Below are 24,716 nucleotides of genomic sequence, written 5' to 3' on the forward strand. Positions count from 1 at the left end.
CGAGGGCGGTCATGGACACGGTTCCGTGACCGCCCTCCTCGCGTGGGCCCACCCGGTCCGGTCGCCCTCTCAGTCCGGCTGTTCGCGCAGGTAGGTCAGGACCGCCATGACGCGACGGTCCACGTCGGTCCCTTCGGGCGGAAGGTCGAGCTTGGCGAGGATGTTGGTGATGTGCTTGCCCACGGTGGGTTCGGACACCACCAGCTCCCGGGCGATCCGGGCGTTGGAGACGCCCTGGGCCAGCAGCGCCAGCACCTCCAGTTCGCGTTCGGACAGCCGCTCCAGTGGGGTGCTGCGCCGCCGGACCAGTCGCCGCACGACCTCGGGGTCGATGACGGTGCCCCCGGCGTGTACCCGACGCAGCACGTCGGAGAACTCGGCGACGTCCACCACCCGTTCCTTGAGCACGTAACCGACACCGACCCCCTCGTGGGAGTCCAACAGGTCGGACGCGTAACCGGCTTCCACGTACTGGCTGAGCGCCACCACCGGCAGACGCGGGTGTTCCCGGCGCAGCTCCACGGCGGCGCGCAGTCCCTCGTCGGTGAAGTCGGGCGGCATCCGGATGTCGGTGACCACCAGATCGGGGGCGTACTCGGCGACCGTCGCCTTGAGCGCCTCGGCGTCACCGACCGCCGCGACCACCTCGAAGTCGAACCTGCGCAGCAGGTCGGACAGACCCTCACGCAGCAGGGCGCCGTCCTCGGCCAGGACTACTCGGATGGGGGACACGGGAACTCCGCTCTCAATCTCGTGGGACCACCTGGTGGGCTGGACAACAGGATCCTGCCGCCGACGACGGTGACCCGGTCGGCCAGACCGGTCAGTCCGGTGCCGCCTGCGGGGTCGGCGCCGCCCCGTCCGTCGTCGATGGTCTCCAACACCAGGATGTCCTCCTCCAATCGGGTGTTCAACCGGACCTCGGTGGCCCCGGCGTGTTTGGCGACGTTGGTGAGGGACTCGGCGGCCACGTAGTAGGCGGCGCTCTCCAGGTGCGCGGGAGGCCTGCGCGGTAGGTCGACGCGCACGCGGGTGGGGACGGGGGAGCGATCGGCCAGTTCCGGCAGGGCCGCGGCCAGCCCCCGGTCGCTGAGCACCTTGGGGTGGATGCCGTGCACGATCTCGCGCAGCGACCCGATGATCTCCTTGGCCTGGCCGTGCACCTCGCTCAAGGTGCGTTCCATCCCGCTGCCCGGTGGCGCGTCCATCCTGGCCAGGTCCAGACGCATCGCCAGGGAGATCAGTTGTTGCTGGGCACCGTCGTGCAGGTCGCGTTCGATGCGTCGGCGTTCGGTCTCGAAGGCGTCCACCAGGCGGGCGCGGGAACGGGTCACCTCGACCAGTTCCGAGCGCAGTTCCTCGGTCTCCCCGCGTCCGCCGAGCAGGACCCGTGCGACCAGGGCGTGCACGCCCGCCGCCGGGGTGCACACGTAGGGCGTGAGCAGCAAGAGGAGCACCCCGGGTGCCACCAGGGGCAGGGCGGTGAGCGGGTCCTCGAAGTGCCACCACCCGAGGGTGACGGTCTCCCCGAACAGGGGGATGAGCGGACTGACGACCAGGAACAGGCCCATGACGGGGAAGAGGAACAGCAGCGCCCACGTCAGGTTGTCCAGCAGCAGGACCAGCAGGAGCAGGTAGGCGAACTCGCGCCAGGTGGCCGCCTCGGTGTAGCGCACCCGTGCCCGGTGCCACAGGCCGGGGCCGGTGGCCCGGTGCCCGTGGTCGATCGGTGGGTGGACCAGGCGCAGCCGCCACCGTTCGATCGGCGCGACCACCAGGGCGACGAAGGGCCCGCCGAGCAGCAACAGGACCGCCCCGAACAGCAACAGGGCGGCCAGGGTCCATGCCCCCTGCGGCTCTCCCCGGGCCAGCGCCTCCACGTGCTCGCCGAGCATGATCAGCGGTACCGAGAAGGGGGCCAGCAGCAACACGGCCAGGGGCCCCATCACCATCGTTCCGGCCAGGTGACCCAGGCCCCGCCACGGCCAGGACGACCACAGGAAGCCCTTGCTCCGCATGGCCTCCAAGGTGGTGCGGGGGAGCGGCGCCGGTGTACTCACCCCGACAAGTTACGGGAACGGCGGCGCGGGGTGAAGCGGGCACGACCCACCTGCGACTACAGGCGAGCCCCACCACCGGTGAGGTCGAGGCCGGGACGCTCAGGTTCCGATGACGCCGCCGTCGTCCTTGCGGACCACCACCACGGCCGACCGCGGCCGCCCGCGCGGATCGAACCCGGGCCAGTTGCTCACCGCGCGCGGGTCGTCCACGGTCGGTGCGCCCAGGTGTTCGGTGGCCGACCCGGGTCCCCGCACCGTCACGAACAGGGTTCGCCCGTCCGGGGTGGCGGCCACTCCGGCGATCGCGCAGCCGCGGGGCCCGGTGAGGAAGCGCCGCGCCCGCCCGCCGTCGGGGTCGGCGCACAGCAGGGCGCTGTTGCCCGCGCGCTCCCACGCTCGGGGGTCGGTGATCCGGGTGGTGTCCGTGTGGATCCACAGCCGGCCGTCGGAACCGCAGTGCAGCCCACCCGGGGGTGCCTCGGTCCGAGTGGACTCGTGCCAGGAGAACAGGGTCGCGCCGTGGTCGGCGGCCCCTTCGCTCAGGGAGAGGATCCGACCGCCGCCCTGACCGTCGGCCTCGGACAGGTACACGGCCCCGGTCGCCGGGTGGACGGCGGGCGTGCCCGGCCCGCGGAGCCTCGTCGCGTCCACAGCTTCGGCGGCCTCTCCGGCACGAAGGAGAACGTCGGCCTGGTCGGTGAAGCCCTCGCCCTCGCCCAGCCCGGACCCGCCGTGGACCAGGGGCGACCAGGTCCCCGAACCGTCCGAACCCGTCCGTGCCGCGTACAGGGCGCCTTCGGCCAGGGGGCCGAGGGCCCGGTCGCGCAGGCGTTCGCGCCATGGGTGGGCGCCGACGAACTTGTAGAGGTGGGAGTCGTCGCACAGGTACACCACGGCGCGCCCGCGCGACTCGGTCACGGTGGCGCCGTGGTGCGCCATCCGGCCCAGGGCGGTGCGTTTCATGGGAGCGGAGTCGGGGTCGAACGGGTCGACCTCCACCGCCCAACCGGACCGTCGCGCCTCGTTCGGGGTGAGTTCCCGGTCGAGTGCGGCGTCGGCGGTCAGGCAGGTTCCCCAGGGGGTGGTGGCCTGGCCGGGGCCGCTCAGGACCCCGGCCGGGTCGGCCCCGGTGTCCAGGGCGGGGTGGCCGACCAGGGGTCCGTTCGGGGTGGTGGGGGAGTCGCCGGTCAGTCGATGGTCGAGTTCGTCCCCCAGCACCCGCCAACGCCCGTCGACGAGTTCGACGCGCGCGATGGTCGCGCCGAGGGAGGCCATCTCCTTGGCGGTCGGGGCGGCGTCGCCGGCCCGCCCTCCGTCGGTGCGCAGCAGCACGCGGTCGACCTGGGAATGGGTCACTACGAGGAGCCCCTGACGGTTTCCGGCCTGTCCGGGACGCAGGGGTAGGTAGCCGATCCCGCTGTGGCCGGTGCCGACCTGGCGCGCCGCCTCCTCGGCGGTGTTCCCGGCGTCGGGGCGCCAACGGGGGGAATCGGTGCGCAGGGGCGCACCCCAGGGCAACAGGACACGGGCGGTGTGGCCGGGTGGGACGGTGACGGCGTCATCGAGGGTGACGGGAACCTCGGTGAAGGTGGGGGAGGAGCCGACGAGCGGGTCGGCCGACGCGGGAGAACCGCCTCGGAGGAGGTCACCGAGGAGGGTGGATCCGGTCAGGGCGCTCATGGCCGCGGTGGCCACCAGGAACCGGCGTCGACTGTGTACGGGCGGCATGGCTCTCCTCGGCGCCGGGCACTCCGAGCACCGGCTTCGTTGGTTTGTGCCGATGTAATCACGCAAAGTAGTCGAATGCGTGGATCGTGCGGTCGTGGCGGGTTTCCGGCCGAAGGTGCGAAGCCGTGGTGCCGAGTGGGAATGAAAACGGTTATCATTTGGTTGACGCAGATCGACGGCCTAGGAGGTCCACATGGCACGCAACGACGCACGACCCATCATCAAGCTCAGGTCCACCGAGGGCACCGGGACCACCTACGTGACCCGTAAGAGTCGCCGCAACACCCCCGACCGCCTGGTCCTGCGCAAGTACGACCCCAAGCTGCGCCGCCACGTCGAGTTCCGAGAGGAACGCTGACCCGGACACACCCCGAAGAGAGGCCCGCATGAAACAGGGAATCCACCCCGAGTACCGACCGGTCGTCTTCCGGGACAAGGCCGCCGACTTCGCCTTCCTCACCAGGTCCACCGTGACCGGTGACAGGACCATCCAATGGGAGGACGGCAACACCTACCCGCTCGTCGACGTCGAGATCTCCAGCGCGAGCCACCCCTTCTACACCGGCAACGCCCGTGTGGTGGACACCGCCGGCCGGGTGGAGCGCTTCCAGCGCCGCTACGGGCGCAAGTAAAGGGAAACCATCCGCGGGCGGCGCGGCCCGGACACGATTCGGACCCGCCACCCGCACGGAAAGGCACGCACCAATGGCCGTACCCAAGCGCAGGATGTCGCGCGCCAACACCCGCACCCGCCGCTCCCAGTGGAAGGCGACGCCCCCCGAACTGGTCACGGTGCGTCTGCGGGGCCGCGAGTACCGAGTCCCCCGCAACCTGCTCCGCGCCTATGAACGCGGACTCCTGCCCCTGCCCGAGTAGGACACCCGAAAGTCCACCACCTGTCGGGGCCCGGGCGCACACCCGGCTCCCCTCACCCGGGCCCCGACCCACGCGCCGAACCCCGCACACCACCCGGCGACCGACGAAACACCCCCACCCCTGATCACCGCATCCCCACGAATCGGGCAGGCTTGTGGGGTGACGACATCCCCGACCGACTCCTCGGCCACCACCCCCGGCCGATTCGCCGCCCGCGCTCCGCGCAGACCCATCGACCTGCTCGTCGGCTTCGCCGGACTGATGCTGGTCTTCGTGGTCCTGCTCCTGGTCACCGATGCCCTGGCCGAAGGCGGGCCCATCGACGACGCCTCCCAACTGCGCGCGGTGATCCCGCCCGGGCTGCTCCTCGCCGTCGCGGTCGGTGCCAACCTCCTGCTGCTCGTCCTGGTCTGCTACGTCGTCCTGCGCACCCTGATCGTCGGGAGCGTGCGCGACCTGCTGCGCCCCCTCGTCGCGGCGGTGGCCGCCTACGGCATGACCTCCTGGGTCAACGCGCGGATGGAGATCGCCTCCATCGGTGCCGCGCCCCTGCCAGGCCTGCCCGAGGACGTCCTCACCGCCGCCACCCTGGGCTACGTGGCCGCCGGTATCGCCTTCACCCGCACCATGCCCGCCGGGCAGCCCAGGGTCCGCTCCCTGTTGTGGGGGACCAACTCCATGGTCGCCGTCACCGCGGTCACGGCGGGCGTCAACAGCATCCTCGCCGTCCTCTTCACCGTCCTGGTCGGCCTGACCTGCGCGGCCCTGGCCCGCTACGCCATCGGCGTGCGGGTACCTCCCCCCGCCACCGGACGCATCCTGGACGAACTCGCCCGCTTCGACCTGACCGCCGACCGGATCGTCCCCGACGGCACCGACGAGGACGGGGACCCCCGCCACCTGGCCGACCTCACCGACGGGCGCCGGATCGAGCTCACCGTCCTCGGCTCCGAGAACACCAGCGGCTTCTGGAGACGACTGCGCGCCCTGCTCCTGCTGCGCCGCCCGGTCGCCCCCCGCATCCTCTACGGGGTCCGCAGACGCGCCGAACACGCCACCCTGATGAGCGCCGCCGCACGTGACGCCGGGGTCCCCGCTCCCCGGATCCTGGCCCTGGGGGAACTCTCCCCGGGCACCGTCCTGCTCGCCCGCGAACGCTCGCACGTCCGGGGCCTGGACACCCTCGAACCCGAACAGGTCACCGACACCCTCCTCGCCGATCTGTGGGAACTCCTCGGCGCGCTGCACCGACGCCGCGTCGTCCACGGCGACCTCCACGGCGCCACGGTCGGCATCCGCGAGAACGGTCCCGACGATCCACCCACCGCCGCCCTGACCGGGTTCGACCACGGCTCGGTGGCCGCGGCCCAACTGCGCACCTCCCTGGACCACGCGGCCATGCTCACCCTGCTCGCGCTGCGCGTGGGTGTCGAACGCGCCGTCGCCTCGGCCGTGCGCGCCCTGGACGTGGAGACCGCCGCCGCCGTGCTTCCGCTGCTACAACCCCCAGGCCTGCCGCACCGGCTGCGCGCCGAACTGCGACGCACCGACCGCGCGCTCCTGGGACGACTCCGTGACCGCATGGTGTCCTTGGCCCCCGAGGCCCCGACCGAACCCGCCCGGCTGGAACGGATGCGGCCGCGCACCATCGTCAGCTTCGTGGTCGCCACCGTGGTCGGACTGGTCCTGGTCTACCAACTCGCCGGCGTCGACCTGGCCACCATCCGTCACGCCGACCCGCTGTGGGCCTTGACCGCGTTCGCCATGGCCACCACGTGCATGATCGCCGCCGCCATGGTGCTGATCGGTTTCGTACCCGCGCCGCTGCCCTGGTGGCGCACCATCCTGGTGCAGTACGCGGCGTCGTTCGTGCGCATCGCGGCCCCCGCGGGGCTGGGCTCGATCGCGATCAACAGCCGGTTCGTCATCAAGGCCGGCGTGCCCACCTCCCTCGCGTTGTCCGCGGTCGGACTCACCCAACTGGTGGGCTTCCTGATCCACGTCCCCCTGCTGCTGGTCTGCGCCTACCTCACCGGCACCTCCTACTGGACGGGCTTCAGCCCCTCACCGACCGTCGCCCTCATCAGCGTCCTCGGCACGGCCCTGGTGGCCGCGGTCCTGCTGCATCCCCGCATGCGCCGGGCGGTCGCCGAACGTCTGCGCCCCTACCTGCGCGGGGTCCTGCCCCGACTGCTGGACATGCTCCAGCGCCCGATGAGCCTGCTGCTCGGGGTGGGCGGCACGCTGCTGCTCACCGTCGCGTTCGTGCTGTGCCTGCACTTCTCGGTCCTGGCGTTCGCCGGCCCCGAGATCCAGGTGAGCCTGGTCGCCGTCGCCGTGGTGTTCCTGGCCGGCAACGCCATCGGCTCGGCCGCGCCCACCCCGGGTGGTCTGGGCGCGGTGGAGGCCGCGCTCATCGGCGGACTCACCGCGGTGGCGGGTGTCCCGGCGGCGGTGGCGCTGCCCGCGGTGCTGTTGTTCCGGGTGCTGACGTTCTGGTTCCCGGTGCTGCCCGGCTGGCTGTCGTTCAACCATTTGCAACGCCGCGAGGCCATCTAGCTCAGACCAGCAGCAGGACACCCAGGAACAGCAACAGACCCAACAGGGCCACGATGGTGACCTGGTAGCGCCGCCGGACCGACTCCTCGGACGGTGTCGGGGACGGCACGGACCTGAGCAGGGTGACCTGAGGCTTCGTCGGTTCGGGTTCGGGCAGGGGCGGCGCGGTCTCCGGCACGCCCAGATGGCGGGGCGGCCAGGTGTGCTCCAGGCGCGGGCCGGCGCACCGCTCCACCACCTGGGCGGGGGTGGGTCGCAGCGCGGGATCGTGCGCCCAGCAGTCCCGGATCAGCGCCTCCAGGTCCGCGGGCAGCCCGGACAGGACCTCCACGGGCGGCGACGAGATCAGCCGCATGAGGATGCGCGGCTCGGAGGGACCGTCGAAGGGACAGTGACCGGTCGCCGACTGGGCCAGGGTGGTCCCCAACGCGAACACGTCGGAGGACGGTGAGAGCGCCGACCCCTCCGCCTGTTCGGGCGACATGTACGGCAGCGTGCCGAACACGTGCCCGGTGCCGGTCATCGTGCTGCCCTCGGTGGGACGGGCGATACCGAAGTCGATCACCCGGGGCCCGTCCGGCGCCAGGATGACGTTGCTCGGCTTGATGTCGCGGTGGATGAGGTCACGGATGTGGATGGTGCCCAGGGCCTCGGCGAGCAGGGTGGCCATCGCCCGCAGCGAGGCGGCGTCGAGCGGCCCGTGTTCGGCCAGCGCGGCCTTCAGCGACGGACCCGGGATGTGTTCGTAGGCGATCCAGGGCCGTTCCGAGTGGGGGTCGCTGTCGACCACTTCGGCGGTGTAGCGCCCGCCCACCCGCGCGGCGAGTTCGGCCTCACGAGCGAAACGTGCGCGGTAGTCGGTGCCGTCCAGCCGGTCGTCCTCCACCAGCGCCGAGCGCACCACCTTGACCACCACGTGCGCGCCGTCGTCGGCCCGTCCCAGGTACACCTGACCCATGCCACCGGTGCCGAGCCGATGTGTCAGCGGATATGGTCCGATTCGGTCGGGATCGTGGGGCGAAAGGGGCAACACGTCACGCCTTTCTGCAGGACTTCACCCTCACTGTGTTCCCTTTTGAGGGCTTTCATCCCTTCTCAGTGGAGATCGTGCGGAAACCTTGCACGACCATTGCCCGAGAATTCGCTCCGGAGTGGATTCGGTCGCACCCGGGTTCGGCCGGGGCCCGGACTTGCGGTTGACGCGACGTCAACGCCTACGGTCGTGCCGAGGCCGGACGGACCGGCCCGACGAAGGGAACCCGATGTCCTGGTCGATGGCCGAGGTCTGCCGCGTCAGCGGCGTGACCTCCCGAACCCTGCGCCACTACCACCACATCGGTCTCTTGGAGCCCGAGAGTCTGGGCCCCGGAGGGCAGCGCCGCTACGGCGATCGTGAACTGCGCAGACTGCAACGGATCCTGGTCATGCGCGAGCTGGGGTTGGGGCTGGCCGACATCCGGCGTGCCCTGGACTCCGAACGCGACGAGGTCGCCGCGTTGCGCCGGCACCTGTTCGACCTGGAGGCCGAACGCGACCGGTTGGGTTCCCTCATCGAGACCGTGCGACGCACCGTCGACACGATGGAAGGAGACGGCATGACCACCATCCGACCCGAGGAGCTCTTCGAGGGCTTCGACGTCACCCACTACGACGACCGTGCCCGTACCCAGTGGCCCGAGCAGTGGGAGGAGGCCGCTGCCGCCGGTCGTGACCTGACCCCCGAGGAGGGGGAGCGGATGCGCGCGGAGACCGCGGCCCAGCTGGAGCGCATGGCCGCACACCTGAGGGCGGGCCGTCCGGTCGACGACCCGGCCGTGCGCGCCGAGGTCGCCGTTCATTACGAGGGCGTGTGCCGGATGTGGACTCCGGACGCCGACGCGTTCGTCCAGCTGGGGCGGGTCTACGCGGAGCCGGGGCCCTGGCGCGAGGTGTACGAGAAGGTGGCGCCCGGGTTGGCCGACTACCAGTGCGAGGCGATGGAGGACTACGCCCGTCACGTGCTGGGGGAATCGCGCTGATCCCGCCCGCCGAGGGCCCCGCGCTCCATAGGGAAGGCGGGGCCCTCGCGCGCTCACAGGACGTCGGGGGACACGTCCAGGACGGTGCGGTCGCGGGAGGCGACCAGGTCGAACCAGGGCCCGGTCCTGGGCAGCTCGTGCCGGAAGAAGTAGGCGGCCGCGGCCCGCTTGCCGTCGTAGAAACCCTCGTTCCGGCCGTGCGCGGTGACCAGCTGCTCCAACCAGAGCCAGGCCACCACGACGTGTCCCACGGCCTCCAGGTAGGTCGTGGCGTTGGCCAACGCCACGGCCGGGTCGCCCTCGGCCCAGGCCGAGGCGGCCGTCTCGGCCGTGCGTGCCAGGGCCGCGTCCAACAGCTCGGCGTACTCGGCCTCGGCTCCGCCCAACCCTCGTGCCCGCTTCACGGTGGCGCGCGCGGTCTCCACCAGCAGCGTCAACCGCGACCCGCCGTCCTGGACCACCTTGCGGCCCAGCAGGTCCAGCCCCTGGATGCCGTGGGTGCCCTCGTGGATGGCGTTGAGCCGGTTGTCCCGGTAGTGCTGTTCCACGTCGTACTCGCGGGTGTAGCCGTAGCCTCCGTGGACCTGGATGGCCAGGCTGTTGGCCTCCAGACACCACTGGGAGGGCCAGCTCTTGACGATGGGGGTGAGCACGTCCAACAGCAGCCCGGCCTCGCGCACCCGTTCGGGCGACTCCGCGCTGAGCTTGTCGTCCATCAGCCGCGCGCAGTACAGCACCAGGGCCAGAGCGCCCTCCACGTAGCTCTTCTGCGCGAGTAGCATCCGCCGCACGTCGGTGTGTTCGATGATGGGCACCTGCGGCTCACGCGGGTCCTTCGCCCCCAGGGCGCGGCCCTGGAGACGTTCGCGGGCGTAGGCGAGCGACTTCAGGTAGCCGGTGTAGCCGACCGCCATCGCGCCGGCGCCCACCCCGATCCGGGCGCCGTCCATCATGTGGAACATGTAGCGCAGCCCCTGGTGGGGCTCGCCGACCAGATGACCGACCGCGCCGGGCTCGCCGCCCGGGGTGTGCCTGCCCTCGCCGAAGTTGAGCAGCGCGTTGACGGTGCCCCGGTAGCCCATCTTGTGGTTGAGGCCCGCCGGGACGACGTCGTTGCGCTCGCCCGGGGTGCCGTCCTCGTTCACCAGGTGCTTGGGCACGATGAACAGGGAGATGCCCTTGACCCCGGGCGGGCCGCCGGGGATCTTCGCCAGGACCAGGTGGACGATGTTCTCGGTGAGTTCGTGGTCGCCGGCGGAGATCCACATCTTGTTGCCGAAGAGCCGGTAGGTGCCGTCGCCGGCGGGTTCGGCCCGGGTGGTGATGTCCGACAGAGAGCTGCCGGCCTGGGGTTCGGACAGGCACATGGTGCCGGTGTAGCGGCCCTCCACCATGGGGCGTACGAACGTGTCGATCTGCTCGGGGGTGCCGTATTCGATGAGCAGGGACGCGTTGCCGGAGGTGAGGAACGGGTAGGCGGAGGTGCCCAGGTTGGCGGCCTGAAAGTAGGCGTTGCAGGCGCTGGAGACGACCCGGGGAATCTGGTCGCCGCCCACGGAGGCGTCCATGGCGATGGAGGACAGGCCGGTCTCGGCGTAGACCTCCAGGGCCTTCTTGACCTCGGGGTTGACGTGGACGCGTTCGCCGTCGAAGCGGGGCTCCTCGGCGTCGTTGGTCTTGTTGTGCGGGGCGAAGTGGTCGGTGGCCACGCGTTCGGCCAGTTCCAGGGCGCCGTCGAAGGTCTCCCTGGAATGGTCGGCGTACCGGGTCCGCCGGGTCAGGGCCTCGACGTCGAGCCATTCGTAGAGCAGGAACCGCAGATCGCGCGCGGACAGCAGGGTGGACGCCACGGGATGCCTCCAAGATGAGAACCGACTGGTCGGTATGCTACCCGCCTCCGAATACCCCAAGCGCGCTCGGGGCCGCCGGAGGGGAACGGTCTACGCTGGTCCCACCGAACACCGAATACGACCAGGAAGCCGCCGATGCCCGAGAACACCGCCACCGTCCTGTTGCTCAACGGCCCCAACCTCAACCTGCTGGGCACCCGCGACCCCGGGCAGTACGGCACCACCACCCTCGCCCAGGTCGAGGAACGCGTGGTCGCCCTGGGCAAGGAACTCGGTGTGGAGGTGGTCTGCGCGCAGAGCAACAGCGAGGGCGCAATGGTCGACCACGTCCACTCCGCCCGCCACTACGCGGGGGTCGTGATGAACCCCGGCGCCTACGCCCACTACAGCATCGCGCTGCGCGACGCGATCGACGCCGTCGAGGCGCCCGTCGTCGAGGTGCACATCTCCAACGTCTACGCCCGCGAGGAGTTCCGGCACACCTCGGTGACCGCGCCGGTGGCCGCCGGTTACGTGGCCGGATGCGGGATCGTGGGCTACGAGTTGGGGCTGCGGGCCGTCCTGGCCCGCGCCGCCGAACGTCGCGCCTGACCACACCCGAGGGCCGCACCCGACGATCGGGACCGACCGGTCGGTATGCCACGGGCGTGAAAAGGCCCGGATCAGCGGTAGGTCATCAGCTCCGGGCCGCCCTGTTCCAGGTGGGCGTGGTCGTTGAACGAGAGCAACTGCGTCCCGCCCCGCCCGTGCGCCACCTTGCTCACCGAGGCGTTCACCGTCACCCGGTTCATCATCACGAACGCCGAGTCCGGAGCGTTCATCAGCGTGGAACAGGCGGCGCCGATCACCCCGCCGGAGGTGAACACCAGAGCGGTCCGCCCACGGCCCAGGTCCGCGGCCACGTCGGCCAGCGCCGCGCGCACCCCTTCGCGAAAGTGCGGGAACGAACCCGGCCCCACCTCCTCGGTGGTGGTCCACGAGGTCAGGCAGGCGTCCAACCGCTGTTGCAGCGAGCCCTCCTCGATCGGGAAACGGCTCAGCAGGTTCAGGTGGTCGTACTCGTTCCACCGCTCATCGACGGTGGGTTCCACGTCGATCCCGGCCTCGGCCAGGACGGTGGTGGCGGTCTGGCGCTGGCGCAGCAGCGACCCCGTCACCACCGCGCCCACCGACAGGGCACGTCGCTTGAGTTCGGCGCCCAACAGTCGCGACTGCTCGTACCCGGTGGGGCTCAGCAGGTCGTAGTCATCTGCCTCGGGGGAGGCCTTTCCATGGCGGATCAGGTAGATCGTCGGCATGCGCACAATGTACGGGGACGCCCCTCGCGTGCACCCACCGGGCATGGCGTTGACACACTTCGACCATCCCGGCCGGTAGAAAAGTAGGGCCGGTCCCCCCAGACCTCCGGCGTCCCACACGACGAGGAGACCATGGGAGCACTTTTCTCGGGGGGCACCTCCGTGCGGCGACTGATTCGGACGGCCTTCCTCGAAGCACGCAAACGGTTGTCCTCCTACGTGTCCCAGATCGTGCTGGCGGTCATCGGCGCCGCCCTGGCCTGGGCGATCGCCGGAGGGCTGGTCCAGGACCACAGCCCCTTCTTCGCGCCCATCGCCGCGCTCATCGCGCTCAACGCCGCCGGCAGCGAACGAGGAGTCAACGCGGTCCGGATGCTGACCGGTGTCTTCATCGGCATCCTCGCCGGGGAGGCCGCGCTGTTGCTCACCGACCGAGGCCTGCTCGCCCTGACGGTGGGCACCGGACTGGCCATGATCGTGGCCGCCGCGATCACCTCCGAACGCGCCGTCGTCGGGCAGGCGGCCGCCAGCGCCATCCTCACCACGATCTTCGTCGGCGACGGCAGCCCCGGCATCGACCGACTCGTCGACGCGCTCATCGGAGCCGGGGTGGCCCTGCTGCTGAGCCAGCTGTTCTTCCCCGCCCGCCTCGTGGCGATGATGCGGCGCATCGAGGAGGAGGCCCTGGGCGAGATGGCCCGCATGCTCGACGAGGTGGGCCTGTCCCTGACCTCCGACGGAGACGACGCCAGCGCACAGGTGGTCAACCGTCTCGGTGACCTGAGCAGACCCATGGCCGACCTCAGCAAGGCCCGTGAGGCGAGCATGACCACGATCCGGCTCTCCACCATCCGCTGGGGCGACCCCGGACCCGTCCTCGACGAGGACGAGGTCATCGAACGGCTCATCCTGCTCGGCGAGAGCTGCCTGTTCCTCGCCCGCACCACCGTGGCCATGGACAGCGAGGAACGCCGTGAACTCGCCCCCATCGTGCGGGGCATGGCCGACGTCCTCGGCACCCTCGCCGACGACCTCAGCAGCCGGGAAACCAGGGAACAGGCCGTGAACCAGGCACTGACGGCGGCGCGCGGCTACGGTGCGGGCACCCCCGACGACGACCCCGTCACCCACGCCACCCACCTGGCCGTGGAGATGGTCGCCACCGACATCATGGTGTTCGCCGGGATCCGCTTCGACGAGGTCGAGGACATCCTGTTGGGCGAACTGGAGGACCCGACGATCCCGGCCCCGGCCCAGGAACCCTGGCTTCCGTGGCTGCGCTGGCGACCGCGCCTGCCCGACATCCGTGTCGGCCGGTTCCGCGGACGCGGATGACCGGCCCGATGCCGGGCCGGTCCATTCAGGCGTCGCCTAATCGCGAACGGGAGAGTTCCGTACGGCGGAGGGCTCGAACCGCACCACCACCGACTTGGACGTGGGGGTGTTGCTCACGTCGGCGGTGGAGTCCAACGGCACCAGCACGTTGGTCTCCGGATAGTAGGCGGCCGCGCTGCCCCGCGCGGTGGGGTAGTGCACCACCCGGAAGTGCGGGGCCCGCCGCTCACGTCCGTCGGACCACTCGCCCACGATGTCGGTGTAGGCGCCGTCGGCCAACCCCAGCTCACGGGCGTCCTCGGGGTTGACCAGCACGACCCTCCGACCGTCCTTGATACCCCGGTACCGGTCGTCCAGCCCATAGACGGTGGTGTTGTACTGGTCGTGCGAACGCAGCGTCTGCAACAGCAGCCGGCCCTGGGGGATCTCGGGCGCGTAGGTGCCGTTGGTGGTGAAGTTGGCCGCCCCCGTCGCCGTCGGGAACCTGCGGTCGTCCCGGGGAGCGTGCGGCAACCGGAAACCACCGCGCCGCCTGGCCTTGGCGTTGAAGTCCTCGAACCCCGGCACCACCCGGGACACGTGGTCGCGGATCCGGTCGTAGTCGGCCATCGCCTCCCAGTCCACCGTGCCGTCGGGGAACATCCGCCGGCCCAGCGCGCGGACGATGTCCACCTCCGACCACATGTCCTCCGACAACGGCGCGAGCACACCGTGCGAGGCGTGCACCTCTCCCATGGAGTCCTCCACCGTGATCCACCGGGCCCGGCCCTCGTGCACGTCCCGGTCACTGCGGGCCAACGCCGGCAGGATGAGCGCCCGCGTACCCGTGATCACGTGCGAACGGTTCAGCTTGGTGGACACGTGCACCGTCAGACCCACCCGGCGCATCGCCTCCTCGGTCACCTCGGTGTCGGGGGAGGCGGACACGAAGTTGCCGCCCATCGCGAAGAACACGCCCACCTCGCCGCGGCCCATCGCCCGGATCGCGTTGACCGTGTCGTGCCCGTGCTCACGCGGCGGCTCGAAGTCGAACTCGGCGCCCAGGGCGTCCAGGAACGACTCGTCGGGCCGCTCGAAGATGCCCATGGTGCGGTCGCCCTGCACGTTGGAGTGGCCGCGCACCGGGCACACGCCCGCGCCGGGCCGGCCCACGTTGCCGCGCAGCAGCAGGAAGTTGACCACCTCGCGGATGGTCGGCACCGAGTGCTTGTGCTGGGTCAGACCCATCGCCCAACACACCACGATCTTGTGGGAGGAGGTCACCATGGTGACCAGCTCCTCGATCAACGACCGGGACAGCCCGGAGTCGCGTTCGGTGCGTTCCCAGAACTCGTCCTCGGGCTCCTTGAGCAGGGCCCGGGAGAACTCCTCGAACCCGTGCGTGAACTCCCGTACGAACCCGTGGTCCAGCACGTCCTCGCCACGTTGGTCGGCTTCCAACAGCAGCCGGTTGACCGCGCTGAACAGCGCCAGGTCACCACCCAGGCGGACCTGCATGAACAGGTCGGTCAGCTCGGTGCCGCGGCCCACCAGGCCGCGCGCGTTCTGCGGGTTGCGGAACGCCTTCATACCCGCCTCCGGCAGCGGGTTGACCGTGACGATCCGCGTCCCCGAACGCTTGGCCTTCTCCAGGGCCGAGAGCATCCGCGGGTGGTTGGTGCCCGGGTTCTGCCCGGCCACGATGATCAGGTCCGCCTCGTACATGTCCTCCAGGGACACGCTGCCCTTGCCCACGCCCAACGTCTCGGTGAGCGCCGAACCGGACGACTCGTGGCACATGTTCGAGCAGTCCGGCATGTTGTTGGTGCCCAACTGCCGGGCGAACAGCTGATAGGCGAACGCCGCCTCGTTGCTGGTACGCCCCGAGGTGTAGAACTCCGCGCCGTCGGGGGAGGACAACCCGCGCAGCTCCTCGGCGATGAGGTCCAGGGCGGCCTCCCACGAGATGGGCTCGTAGTGAGTGCCGTCCTCGGGCAGGTACACCGGCCCGGTCAACCGGCCCTGCTGCCCCAGCCAGTAGCCGGAGCGCCGGGCCAGCTCACCGACCGGGTTCCGGGCGAAGAAGTCCGCGCCGACCTCGCGGCGTGTGGCCTCCTCCGCGACCGCTTTGGCGCCGTTCTCGCAGAATTCCGCCGTGTGCCGTTTGTCCGGGTCCGGCCAGGCACACCCCGGGCAGTCGAAGCCGCGCTTCTGGTTCACGGCGAGCATCGCCGGCAGCCCGCGCATCACACCGGCCTGTTCGCCTACGTGACGCACGCTGCTGAGCACCGCGGGGATCCCCGCGGCGCTTTCCTTGGGTGATCCGACCTCCGGCGCGTCCTGTGCGGGATCGGGCATCTGCGAATCATGGTGTCTCACACCGCCCATTCTTTCACCCCACGGAGCGAAGCGCAGGAGGCGGATGCGTTCGCGTATGCCAAAAGAAGAGATCACTATCAAGCGATTGACCGTTCTTGTTGAGGGGACCTTGGTCCCTGTACGCTCGGGCGATGTTGTTGAGCCGGCTGAAGTACCTGACCGCGCTGGCCAAGGAACGTCATTTCGCACGCGCCGCCCAGGCCTGCCACGTATCCCAGCCCGCTCTGTCCTCCGCCATCCGCAAGCTGGAGGCGGAGTTCCGCGTCCCCATCGTCAAACGGAGCAACCGGTTCATCGGGTTCACCCACGAGGGCGAACAGATCGTCACCTGGGCGCAACGGGTCATCGCCGAACACGACTCCCTCATGGAGAGCGTGCGCAACGGGAGCGAGGGGCTGAGCGGGCGACTGCGCATCGGCGCCATCCCCACCACCCTCAGCTCCCTGTCCCTGATCACCCGTGGGCTGTGTGAACGCCACCCCCAGGTCACCCTGTCGATCGTTTCGATGACCTCCACCGAGATCGAACAGGCCCTGGCCGACTTCCAGATCGACGTCGGCGTCACCTACATCGCCAACGAACCCCTTGACCACGTGCGCCGAAAACACCTCTACCGGGAGCACTACGTCCTGCTCACCGCCGAGGACGGGCCACTGGGGCACCGCGCGAGCATCAGCTGGGCCGAAGCGGCGGAGGTGCCGCTGTGCCTGCTCACCCCGGACATGCAGAACCGGCGCATCATCGACGGCGCCTTCCGGCAGGCCGGCACCCGACCGGTGCCCCGGGTCGAGACCAACTCGGTCAGCGCGCTGTGCTCCCACGTCCGTGGTGGTCAGTGGTCGGCCGTGATGCCGCACGCCTGGTTGTACCTGCACGCCATACCCGACGGCATGCGCGCCATCCCCCTGGTGCGGCCCGAGATCGGCCAGGAGATCGGGCTGGTCATCGCCGACCGCGATCCCGAACCGGTGCTCGCCCGCGCCCTGTTCGACAGCGTCACCGGGGTCGACCTGGAGGAATACCTGCCCGGACGCGACTCCGCCGGAGGGGCGGCGCTGACCGGCTGAACCCCGGCCCCTTCGATAAGCCTCCGTTATCGCGTGAAAGAAAATTCGTATTTGATTCCGCTCACACCTGGTGTGACGATGTTCCATGCTTGTTTCCGGTGTTGCGGAAGTGGCGTGGAAAAGGCCTGTATTCCGAACGGAAAGCAATCCTGAGGATCGCGAGGATGGTTCGTGCTGTCGTTTTTGGACCGTGAGAAGAGTGTTGCCCCGCCCGGCTACAGCCGGTGGTTCATCCCACCCGCCGCGCTCGCCGTACACCTGTCCATCGGCCAGGTCTACGCCTTCAGCGTCTTCAAGACGCCGTTGGTGGAACGGTTCGACACGACCCTGACCGCCATCGGCGTGGTCTTCAGCATCTCGATCGTGATGCTCGGCCTGTCGGCGGCCTTCGGTGGCAAGTGGGTCGAACGCAACGGCCCCCGTAAGGCGATGTTCGTCTCCGGCCTGTGCTGGGGAGCCGGGTTCCTCGTGGGCGCGCTCGGTGTGGCCACCGGCCAACTGTGGCTGCTCTACCTGGGTTACGGGGTCATCGGCGGGATCGGCCTGGGCATCGGATACATCTCGCCGGTGTCCACCCTCATCAAGTGGTTCCCCGACCGTCCCGGCATGGCCACGGGGATGGCCATCATGGGCTTCGGCGGTGGCGCGCTCATCGCCTCACCGCTGTCCGCGGCACTGCTGGAGCGCTTCGCCGACACCCCGGCCGACGCGATCGTCCCCGCGTTCCTCACCCTGGGCGCGGTCTACTTCGTCGCCATGATGCTCGGCGCGATGACCGTCAAGGTGCCGCCGCCCGGCTGGAAGCCCGAAGGGTGGGAGCCGCCCGCCCCGATCGCCGGGAGCGTTCTGGCCACCGAGGGCGTCAGCGTGGAACGGGCCTTCCGCACCCGCCAGTTCTGGCTGCTGTGGATCGTGCTGTTCTGCAACGTCACCGCGGGGATCGGCATCCTCGAACAGGCCGCCCCCATGATCCAGGACTTCTTCGCCGACGTGGGAGCGGCCGAGGCCGCCGGCTACGTGGGTGTGCTGTCGTTGTGCAACATGTTGGGCCGCTTCGTGTGGTCCTCCACCTCCGACGCACTGGGCCGCAAGCGCACCTACATCGGCTACCTGGGCGTCGGCTGCGTCCTCTACCTGCTCATCGCGGTCGCGGGTACCGGCTCGGTGGTGCTCTTCGTCGCCGTCACCGGGATCATCCTGTCCTTCTACGGTGGTGGGTTCTCCACGGTCCCCGCCTACCTGAAGGACCTGTTCGGTTCCTTCAACGTCGGCGCGATCCACGGTCGCCTGCTCACCGCCTGGTCGTGCGCGGGCGTCGCCGGGCCGCTCATCGTCAACGTGATCGCCGACCACCAGCTCGCCGCGGGTCGTACCGGCGCGGACCTGTACACGCTGTCGCTGTACCTGATGGTGATCGTGATGGCGATCGGGTTCACCGCCAACATGCTGGTCCGCCCACTCAGCGAGCGTCAGCTCGACGAGAGCGCCTCCGACGCGCCGGCGAAGTCCAGGCAGTCCGCGTGAGCCCGGCCCCGCAACCCGAGGAGAAGCACATGGAACAGAAGAGCTCCGGCAACGTCTCGGCCAAGGCCGCCGCCGTCCTCCTGTGGGTGGCCGTGATCGTGGCCCTGGGATACGGGGTGACACAGACGGCCCTGCAGGCGGCCACCCTCTTCACCGGCTGAAGCGGCACCGGCGTTACGGAACCCGGCTCAGTCCACCTCACCGGCGAAGGTCACCGGCGGGTACAGCGGCACGAAGTCCTGGTCGTGGAACTCCACCGTGTACTGGAGTCGGGTTTCGTCCTCCTCGGCCCAGCAGTCCTCGTCCCAGGAACCGCTCTGCCCCGGTTCCAGGGTCTCGGGCGGCTTGACCTGCGAACCCAGGGCGGGCGCGCCCGACTCCCGGGGCGGATCGCCCACCTCGCAGGTGCGTGTCAACGAGCCGGTCTGCACGGGCTCGGGGCCGTCGTTGGAGACCTCCACCCGCCAGGACACGTACGGTAGGTCCTCCTCCTCGCCGCTGACCGGGTCGACCCCGCCCTTCTCCACCTCGCGCCGAAAGTCGCTCAGCCCGATGGTGAACCCATCGCCGAAGTCGTGGGTCTCCTCCAGGTCCACGGTCACCGGGTCGAAGGTGGGGGTGGGCCGCAGGGTTTCCTGCGCGGTGGGTTCGGGTTCGGCCACGGGCGGCCCCATGGTGTTCCCGTGGGTGATCCACCCGGCGCCGAAGCCGACGATCAACGCGGCCACGGCGGCGATCCATCCGGTTCTGGTCATGCGCAGGGGGTCCTTCCCGGGGCCGGACGTCCGCCCGGCGTCATCGAAGACGGTACCGCACAGGGAGTGAGCACATGATCACGGCCCACCCCGGATACGCGATCGGACGTACCCGAACGCGACCCCGGGCCGACGCGGTGTCCCATGGCCGCCACGCACGATGGCGGCATGAACGTACATGATCGTCCCACCCCGGGCCTGTCCTTGCCGGCCCTGGTCCTCCTCGCGCTGATCGCCGCGCCGCGCGTGGTCCTGCACGATCTCGGTCTCATCCAGGAGGGCACCTTCGTCAACGCCCTGTTCGTGTTCGTGCCGCCCCTGGTGTGGATCGCGGTGGTCCTGTGGCGCCGCGTCCCCGACCCCTTCCGCACCCTCCTGGTGGTGGGAGTTCTGTACGGGGTGGTGCTCATGCTCGGCCACCAGCTCCTATGGACCGTCGCCCATGAGGGTGATCCGCCCACGCTCGGCGGTGACCTCGCCGACCTGTCCCCGTTGGTCCAGCAGGTCGTCATCCGGGTCTTCGCGGCCCTGAGCGGTCTGGTCACCGGTGCCGTCGTCGGCGCCGTCTGCGGACTGGTCGCCTGGGGCGTGAGCAAGGCCCTGCCGGAACCGGCGACCACGCGATAGGGCGGGTGAGCGCGCCTTCCGTCAGTTGACGGCGACCTCGACGCCGCCGGTGATCTCGACCAGCTCGCCGTGGGTGAGAGGGAAGACGGTGTTCGGGGTGCCGGCCGCCGCCCACAGCGTGGGGTATTCGGCCAGACCGGTGTCCACCACGGTCTCCACCGGCGCCGGGTGGGCGACGGGCGCGCCCCCGCCGATCACCTGACCGGTCGCGGCCCGCACCTCCTTCGGCTCGGCCCTGCGGATCCTCTTCCTTCCCAGCCGCAGAGCGAGGAGGTCCACGTCCACCCGATGCCGTCCGCTGGTCATCACCAGCAGTGGTGCGTCGTCGGCGATGAACACCAGGCTGTTGGCGATCGCGCCGACCTCACAACCCAGGGCCCGCGCGGCCTCGGCGGCGGTACGGGTGGAGGCGGGCAGCTCCCGCACCCGTCCGGTCAGACCGAGCCCGTCCAGAACCTCGACCACACGGCGGCTTCGCTCGGGCAACGCTTCGACCTCGTCCATGGGGGAACCTCTCGTTTTCGACGTCGGCCGCAGGCTATCGCCCACCGGGGGAGTGGACCACCGAGTCACCCTCGGGAGCCGGGAAGCAGGTGGCGGTCGAAGCCGGCGGCGACCAGGCCATGGAAGGCCTCCCGGACGTCCTCGGGGACCGGTTGGGGGACGGCGAAGCCGCGTGCCGGGTACTCCATGACCCGCTGCAGGTCGCCGACCATGGTGTCCAGGACCAGCCGGTCGTCGCCCACGGTCGGCAGGTAGGCGTCGAAGTCGAGAGGGGCCGAGGCGCACAGGGTCTCCACCTCGGGCCATTGCTTGAGGACGGTGGCGTGGACGCGCCTCTCCATGTACGGCTTGCAAACGAACATCACCGTGGTCGGCGTGACCCCCTCGGAGTCGAGGAGGGCGCGACCGAGCCGGAGGTTCTCGCCGGTGTTGGTCGCCTCGGTCTCCATGAGGACCGCGGACCCCGGAACCCCCTGTTCGACGACCCGCTCGCGGTAGTGCACGGCCTCTCCACGAGGGAACCGGGACCGGGTGGTGGGACTGTTGGCGCCGGTGATGACCATCCGATCGAAGAACCCCAGCCGATACAGCTCGGCGGCCCGGTCGGCCACCCCGATGTCGTGGCTGCCCAGCACCACGGCCACGTCGCACCGGCGCGGCTCCTCACCCAAGCGCTGGTGGTCGTAGACGACCCTCGCCCAGCGTCGTACCTGTTCGGTCAGGTCCACCCTCGTCACCTCGGCCATGGCCGCAGCCTAGACCAGGACGGGCCCCGCCCGACGTTCGGCGGGGCCCGTGTCCCGGGGAGGGAGACCTCAACAGACGCTGTCGCTCGGCTTGGGCACGCCCAGACCGAACAGGGTGCGGGCGCGCAGACCCGCCCAGGTGCCCGCCAGCGCGAAGACCGCCCACAGCCAGCCGTGCAGGCTGCCCGAGGAGATGCCCGCCAGGTAGGCGCCGATGTTGCAGCCGCCGGCCAGCCGTGCGCCGATGCCCATCAGGACACCGCCGACCAGGCCCGCGGCCACCAGGTTCCAGCTCAGGCCGGTGTGCACCTTCCAGGTGCCGGCGGCCGCGGCAGCGGCGGCGGCGCCCAGGATGATGCCGATGTTGGTGAGACTGTTCTTGTCCTGTAGGACCGGGCCGGCCAGTTGCTCGGCCTGACCGGGCTGGGACCAGAACGCCCAGGTCTCGGGGTGCAGGCCCAGCAGCTGGAGCCCCTTGGCGCCCCACAGGTTGAACGCCGAGGTGATGCCCCACGGCCCACCGGAGACCAGGAGGACGGCCGCGCCCAGCGCGGCCAGGATCAGGGCGCCGGCGATCAGCGGCCAGCTACCGCGCAGGACGCGGGCCCACCCCTGGGCCGAGGGTGGGGCGCCCACCGGCGGGGGAACCCGACGGTTCTGCACAGCGCGGGTGATGACGACCAGGGCGACCAACGCGGCGATGGTGATCGCCCACGAACCACCCCAGCCCACGTGGTCGGACAACAGCACCGGGGGCACCGAGGGCAGGACGGCCACCAGCGGCCAGGCCGCCGAGTAGATGACCGAACCCACGATGAACCCGAACAGGGTGATGAGGATGGCGGACTGTCCGGAGCCGACCGCGAACAGGGTGCCCGAGGCGCACGCGCCGCCGAGTTGCATCCCGATGCCGAACAGGAACGCGCCGGCGAACAGTGCGATGCCGATCGGCCCGGCCGACGGCCCCGGCTCGTTTCCGAACAGGCCGGTTCCGGTCCCGATGACCAGGGCGAACAGGGTGGCGGTGGTGCCGAGCAACACCGCGTGGGCGCGCAGCCCGGTGCCGTTGCCCACGGCCAGGAACTGGCGCCAGGCCGAGGTGAAACCGAACCGGGAGTGGAAGAGCGTGAAGCCCAGTCCCAGACCCAGGACCAGCAGGGTCGCGGGCAGGGCGCCGTGTTCGGACCACACGAACGCGGCCAGCCCGAGCGCGCCGATCAGGGCGATGGCCAGCGGCCACCGACGCACCGGTTCGGCCTCGGGTGCCTGAGGCGGTGGAACGGACAGGGTGGGGCGCCACCTCAGGGCCAGGGCGGGTGAGGACTCGACGGGATGGTCGACCTTATCGGTCTTTCCTACCGGAGTGGTGGGTGTTGAGGTCACGAAGAGACGTCCAGACATGACGGAGCGGGAGAAGGACCTACTGTGACCGGTGCCGTGTCGGCGCGCGGGACGGGGGATCGGGGTCAGCGCACGACGGAGCGGCACCGGCGGCGACAGAGGCCGTCATCGGTGCTCGTCAGCGACATGGAGATGAGCACCATGCGCAGGAAGCGTGCGGGACCGAGCATGGGAGCGATTGTAGGGCATGCCCCTGAACCGGAACACATAGCCCATGGCGGTAGCTATCGACAGCTATCGACCTATTTCGACATGGCCGGGACGGTGATCAGGAGCGCGGCGGGGGATGGCTCGGGGGTTCGGGGGCGTGGTGACGCCCCTTGGGTCTGGGCGGTTCCGTTCCAGGAGGGGGCGGCGTCCGCGGGAACGGGTCCGGGCGTCGGTGCGAACCCGGACGTGGCGCGGGCCCGGCCGACCACGGCTCGTCGGCGCGGCTTCGGATCATGGCCCAGATCAGGAAGAGCACGACCAGGGCGATCAGGGCCGAACTCGAATACGTCCACACCGGCTGCACGACGTTGTCGGTGAGGACGCGCGACGGAGTCCCCTCGACGGATTCCCCTCCCGGCCGTTCCAGGACGATCGAATGGATGATCCGCAGCACGTGGTGGGTCACGCCCAAGACCCCGTACAGGACCAGGAACAACGCGGCGACCAGGGCCGGCCCGCGTCCGCGCCCGGCGTTGCGGGAGCGCGCCAGGAGGACGATCGCGATGGCCGAGCAGCCCAGCGGCGGGAGGACGGCCAGAGCGGCGTAGACGAGCGCGGGCGTGATCATCGCAGGTCTCCGGGGGCGGGAGCGTGCCGAACGTTCGAGCCGGTGGCCGGCCCGCGCGTCGCGGCCAGGACCAGACACAGGACCCCGATGACCAGCGTGAACCAGGTCAGAAGGCTCACCGTGGTGGACGACCACAGCGGTAGGTCGATGTCGACGAATCCGAGGAACAGGACGTAGACGACCAGCTCCAGTACGCCTCCGACGATGATCAGGATCAGACCGGCGATGGCCGGCCATCGCCGATGCCGGGGGACCAGGCCCGACAGACACAGGGCCACGAACGCCACCACGGCGGGCAGGCCCATGAGTGCCATCGACACCACTGGCTGAAGGGACATCCGACAACTCCCCGGGAGGCGGCAGGGCCGACGCTCCGGGGCAGTGGAGCGCCCGAGGCGGCAGGGGCACGCGCGGCGATTCTAGACTCCCGAACGCTTCTCGGAACCCGAGTGGCCGAAGGTGGCCGTGGGGCCGGTCGATCCCGCGGCGGGTCAGTCCTGGGGGAGCAGTCTGATGGTGCCGTTGTCGGTGCGCGCGGTGATGGTGTTCTCGGACCGGTCGACGGTGTCCACCTCGGTCTCGATCTCCCCGTTGCCCACCGTCTCGAAGACCGCGTAGGGGCCGTCCGGCAGGAGGAGGGTGGCGTTCCCGTTGTTGGTGCTGACCTCCACCTCCGAGGGGCGGTCGGTGAAGGCGGCGTCGATGGTGCCGTTGTCGGTCGCCAACCGCGCGGTCTCGGCACCGACCCCGTCGAGCTCCATGTTCCCGTTGTCCGACGACAGGTCCAGCGGCCCGGTGGCGTCGAAGACCCGTACCGTTCCGTTGGCGCTGGTGACCTCCACACTGGAGGTGAATCCGGTGAGGGAGACGGGACCGTTGTCGGTGCTCACCGAAAGGGGGGTGGTGGCGGGGATCGCCACCTCGTAGCGCACGTCGCAGTCGGAGAAGACGGCGCAGTCCGAACCCAGGGTGAGGGTGTCACCCTCCATCCCCCATTCGCCGCCGGCCTGGCCGGACGCCTCTCGGGACACCCGTACCCGGTCACCATCGGTGGCGACGAGGTCGATCTCGGCGTTGCCGCCCTCCACGATCAGGGGTTCGGGCACCGTGTCGAAGACCTGTTCCTCCGCCTTCTGGGGGTCGCCGGCGCATCCCACCACCAGGGCCAGGGAGAAGGCGGCGACGACGGTGGTCAGGGTGCGCACGACCGGTCGGATCACGTGGTCTCCTCA

The 24,716-nt window shown here is 70.3% G+C and carries 25 protein-coding genes; 11 read left to right on the forward strand and 14 right to left on the reverse strand.

Features of this window, described 5'->3' with window-relative positions:
- Positions 1-69: 69 nt before the first annotated feature.
- From ABZ717_RS19410 to ABZ717_RS19420, 3 genes are all read right to left on the reverse strand, one after another.
- Complete coding sequence (locus tag ABZ717_RS19410; protein WP_358512385.1) at positions 70-732, reverse strand: response regulator transcription factor; 663 nt, start codon at positions 730-732, stop codon at positions 70-72.
- Positions 714-2,060, reverse strand: a complete 1,347-nt coding sequence (locus ABZ717_RS19415; RefSeq protein ID WP_358512389.1) for a sensor histidine kinase — start codon at positions 2,058-2,060, stop codon at positions 714-716. The genes ABZ717_RS19410 and ABZ717_RS19415 overlap by 19 nt, the downstream gene beginning before the upstream one ends.
- 99 nt (positions 2,061-2,159) lie before the next feature.
- Positions 2,160-3,788 carry an alkaline phosphatase PhoX gene (locus tag ABZ717_RS19420; RefSeq protein ID WP_358512392.1) on the reverse strand — a complete coding sequence of 543 codons (1,629 nt, stop codon included), beginning with the start codon at positions 3,786-3,788 and terminating at the stop codon, positions 2,160-2,162.
- A 193-nt stretch (positions 3,789-3,981) separates the two neighbouring features.
- On the opposite strand from ABZ717_RS19420, the gene rpmG reads away from it, so the two are divergent.
- The 4 genes from rpmG to ABZ717_RS19440 all read left to right on the forward strand — a co-directional run bounded on the left by rpmG (position 3,982) and on the right by ABZ717_RS19440 (position 7,223).
- Positions 3,982-4,146 (forward strand): 50S ribosomal protein L33, encoded by a 165-nt coding sequence (rpmG, locus tag ABZ717_RS19425; protein ID WP_067607916.1) that lies wholly within the window; start codon positions 3,982-3,984, stop codon positions 4,144-4,146.
- 28 nt (positions 4,147-4,174) lie between these two features.
- Positions 4,175-4,420 (forward strand): type B 50S ribosomal protein L31, encoded by a 246-nt coding sequence (locus ABZ717_RS19430; protein WP_358512395.1) that lies wholly within the window; start codon positions 4,175-4,177, stop codon positions 4,418-4,420.
- A 73-nt stretch (positions 4,421-4,493) separates the two neighbouring features.
- Entirely contained in the window at positions 4,494-4,664 is a 171-nt protein-coding gene (gene rpmF / locus ABZ717_RS19435) for a 50S ribosomal protein L32 (protein ID WP_358512398.1), read from the forward strand.
- A 159-nt stretch (positions 4,665-4,823) separates the two neighbouring features.
- A complete protein-coding gene (locus tag ABZ717_RS19440; RefSeq protein WP_358512401.1) occupies positions 4,824-7,223 on the forward strand; it encodes a lysylphosphatidylglycerol synthase transmembrane domain-containing protein in 2,400 nt (799 codons plus the stop codon).
- 1 nt (position 7,224) lies between these two features.
- Here the strand turns inward: ABZ717_RS19440 and ABZ717_RS19445 are convergent, their stop codons facing one another.
- Complete coding sequence (locus ABZ717_RS19445) at positions 7,225-8,256, reverse strand: serine/threonine-protein kinase (protein WP_358512404.1); 1,032 nt, start codon at positions 8,254-8,256, stop codon at positions 7,225-7,227.
- 229 nt (positions 8,257-8,485) lie between these two features.
- Here ABZ717_RS19445 and ABZ717_RS19450 point away from each other — a divergent pair, with 229 nt between their 5' ends.
- A complete protein-coding gene (locus tag ABZ717_RS19450) occupies positions 8,486-9,241 on the forward strand; it encodes a MerR family transcriptional regulator (protein WP_358512407.1) in 756 nt (251 codons plus the stop codon).
- A gap of 53 nt (positions 9,242-9,294) precedes the next feature.
- On the opposite strand, the gene ABZ717_RS19455 is transcribed toward ABZ717_RS19450, so the two are convergent.
- Entirely contained in the window at positions 9,295-11,091 is a 1,797-nt protein-coding gene (locus ABZ717_RS19455; RefSeq protein ID WP_358512410.1) for an acyl-CoA dehydrogenase, read from the reverse strand.
- A 135-nt stretch (positions 11,092-11,226) separates the two neighbouring features.
- On the opposite strand from ABZ717_RS19455, the gene aroQ reads away from it, so the two are divergent.
- A complete protein-coding gene (aroQ, locus tag ABZ717_RS19460) occupies positions 11,227-11,682 on the forward strand; it encodes a type II 3-dehydroquinate dehydratase (RefSeq protein ID WP_358512413.1) in 456 nt (151 codons plus the stop codon).
- A 71-nt stretch (positions 11,683-11,753) separates the two neighbouring features.
- Here the strand turns inward: aroQ and ABZ717_RS19465 are convergent, their stop codons facing one another.
- On the reverse strand, positions 11,754-12,389 hold the full coding sequence (locus ABZ717_RS19465; RefSeq protein WP_358512416.1) for a histidine phosphatase family protein: 636 nt from the start codon (positions 12,387-12,389) through the stop codon (positions 11,754-11,756).
- A gap of 132 nt (positions 12,390-12,521) precedes the next feature.
- On the opposite strand from ABZ717_RS19465, the gene ABZ717_RS19470 reads away from it, so the two are divergent.
- Complete coding sequence (locus ABZ717_RS19470) at positions 12,522-13,724, forward strand: FUSC family protein (RefSeq protein WP_358512419.1); 1,203 nt, start codon at positions 12,522-12,524, stop codon at positions 13,722-13,724.
- 36 nt (positions 13,725-13,760) lie between these two features.
- Here the strand turns inward: ABZ717_RS19470 and ABZ717_RS19475 are convergent, their stop codons facing one another.
- Entirely contained in the window at positions 13,761-16,061 is a 2,301-nt protein-coding gene (locus ABZ717_RS19475; RefSeq protein WP_358512422.1) for an FdhF/YdeP family oxidoreductase, read from the reverse strand.
- A 152-nt stretch (positions 16,062-16,213) separates the two neighbouring features.
- On the opposite strand from ABZ717_RS19475, the gene ABZ717_RS19480 reads away from it, so the two are divergent.
- The 3 genes from ABZ717_RS19480 (at position 16,214) to ABZ717_RS19490 (ending at position 18,834) form a co-directional block, all read left to right on the forward strand.
- Positions 16,214-17,149 (forward strand): LysR family transcriptional regulator, encoded by a 936-nt coding sequence (locus ABZ717_RS19480; RefSeq protein WP_358512424.1) that lies wholly within the window; start codon positions 16,214-16,216, stop codon positions 17,147-17,149.
- 171 nt (positions 17,150-17,320) lie between these two features.
- Positions 17,321-18,673, forward strand: coding sequence for an OFA family MFS transporter (locus tag ABZ717_RS19485; RefSeq protein ID WP_358512427.1), 1,353 nt, complete (start codon positions 17,321-17,323; stop codon positions 18,671-18,673).
- Between the two features lie 29 nt (positions 18,674-18,702).
- Positions 18,703-18,834, forward strand: a complete 132-nt coding sequence (locus ABZ717_RS19490; RefSeq protein WP_358512430.1) for a hypothetical protein — start codon at positions 18,703-18,705, stop codon at positions 18,832-18,834.
- A 27-nt stretch (positions 18,835-18,861) separates the two neighbouring features.
- Here the strand turns inward: ABZ717_RS19490 and ABZ717_RS19495 are convergent, their stop codons facing one another.
- Positions 18,862-19,428: a hypothetical protein gene (locus ABZ717_RS19495; RefSeq protein ID WP_358512433.1), complete on the reverse strand. Its 567-nt coding sequence runs from the start codon at positions 19,426-19,428 to the stop codon at positions 18,862-18,864.
- 168 nt (positions 19,429-19,596) lie between these two features.
- On the opposite strand from ABZ717_RS19495, the gene ABZ717_RS19500 reads away from it, so the two are divergent.
- Complete coding sequence (locus ABZ717_RS19500; protein ID WP_358512436.1) at positions 19,597-20,055, forward strand: hypothetical protein; 459 nt, start codon at positions 19,597-19,599, stop codon at positions 20,053-20,055.
- A gap of 21 nt (positions 20,056-20,076) precedes the next feature.
- On the opposite strand, the gene ABZ717_RS19505 is transcribed toward ABZ717_RS19500, so the two are convergent.
- The 6 genes from ABZ717_RS19505 to ABZ717_RS19530 all read right to left on the reverse strand — a co-directional run bounded on the left by ABZ717_RS19505 (position 20,077) and on the right by ABZ717_RS19530 (position 24,704).
- Positions 20,077-20,559: a YbaK/EbsC family protein gene (locus ABZ717_RS19505; RefSeq protein ID WP_358512439.1), complete on the reverse strand. Its 483-nt coding sequence runs from the start codon at positions 20,557-20,559 to the stop codon at positions 20,077-20,079.
- 65 nt (positions 20,560-20,624) lie between these two features.
- A complete protein-coding gene (locus ABZ717_RS19510; protein WP_358512442.1) occupies positions 20,625-21,305 on the reverse strand; it encodes a YdcF family protein in 681 nt (226 codons plus the stop codon).
- A 69-nt stretch (positions 21,306-21,374) separates the two neighbouring features.
- A complete protein-coding gene (locus ABZ717_RS19515; RefSeq protein WP_358512445.1) occupies positions 21,375-22,688 on the reverse strand; it encodes a YeeE/YedE family protein in 1,314 nt (437 codons plus the stop codon).
- A 286-nt stretch (positions 22,689-22,974) separates the two neighbouring features.
- Positions 22,975-23,484: a hypothetical protein gene (locus tag ABZ717_RS19520; protein WP_358512448.1), complete on the reverse strand. Its 510-nt coding sequence runs from the start codon at positions 23,482-23,484 to the stop codon at positions 22,975-22,977.
- Complete coding sequence (locus ABZ717_RS19525) at positions 23,481-23,822, reverse strand: hypothetical protein (protein ID WP_358512451.1); 342 nt, start codon at positions 23,820-23,822, stop codon at positions 23,481-23,483. Before ABZ717_RS19525 ends, ABZ717_RS19520 begins: the two co-directional genes overlap by 4 nt.
- Positions 23,823-23,975: 153 nt before the next feature.
- Positions 23,976-24,704, reverse strand: coding sequence for a DUF4097 family beta strand repeat-containing protein (locus ABZ717_RS19530; protein WP_358512454.1), 729 nt, complete (start codon positions 24,702-24,704; stop codon positions 23,976-23,978).
- Positions 24,705-24,716 lie beyond the last annotated feature (12 nt).

Source organism: Nocardiopsis sp. NPDC006832 (genome assembly GCF_040635885.1).
Lineage (GTDB): Bacteria > Actinomycetota > Actinomycetes > Streptosporangiales > Streptosporangiaceae > Nocardiopsis.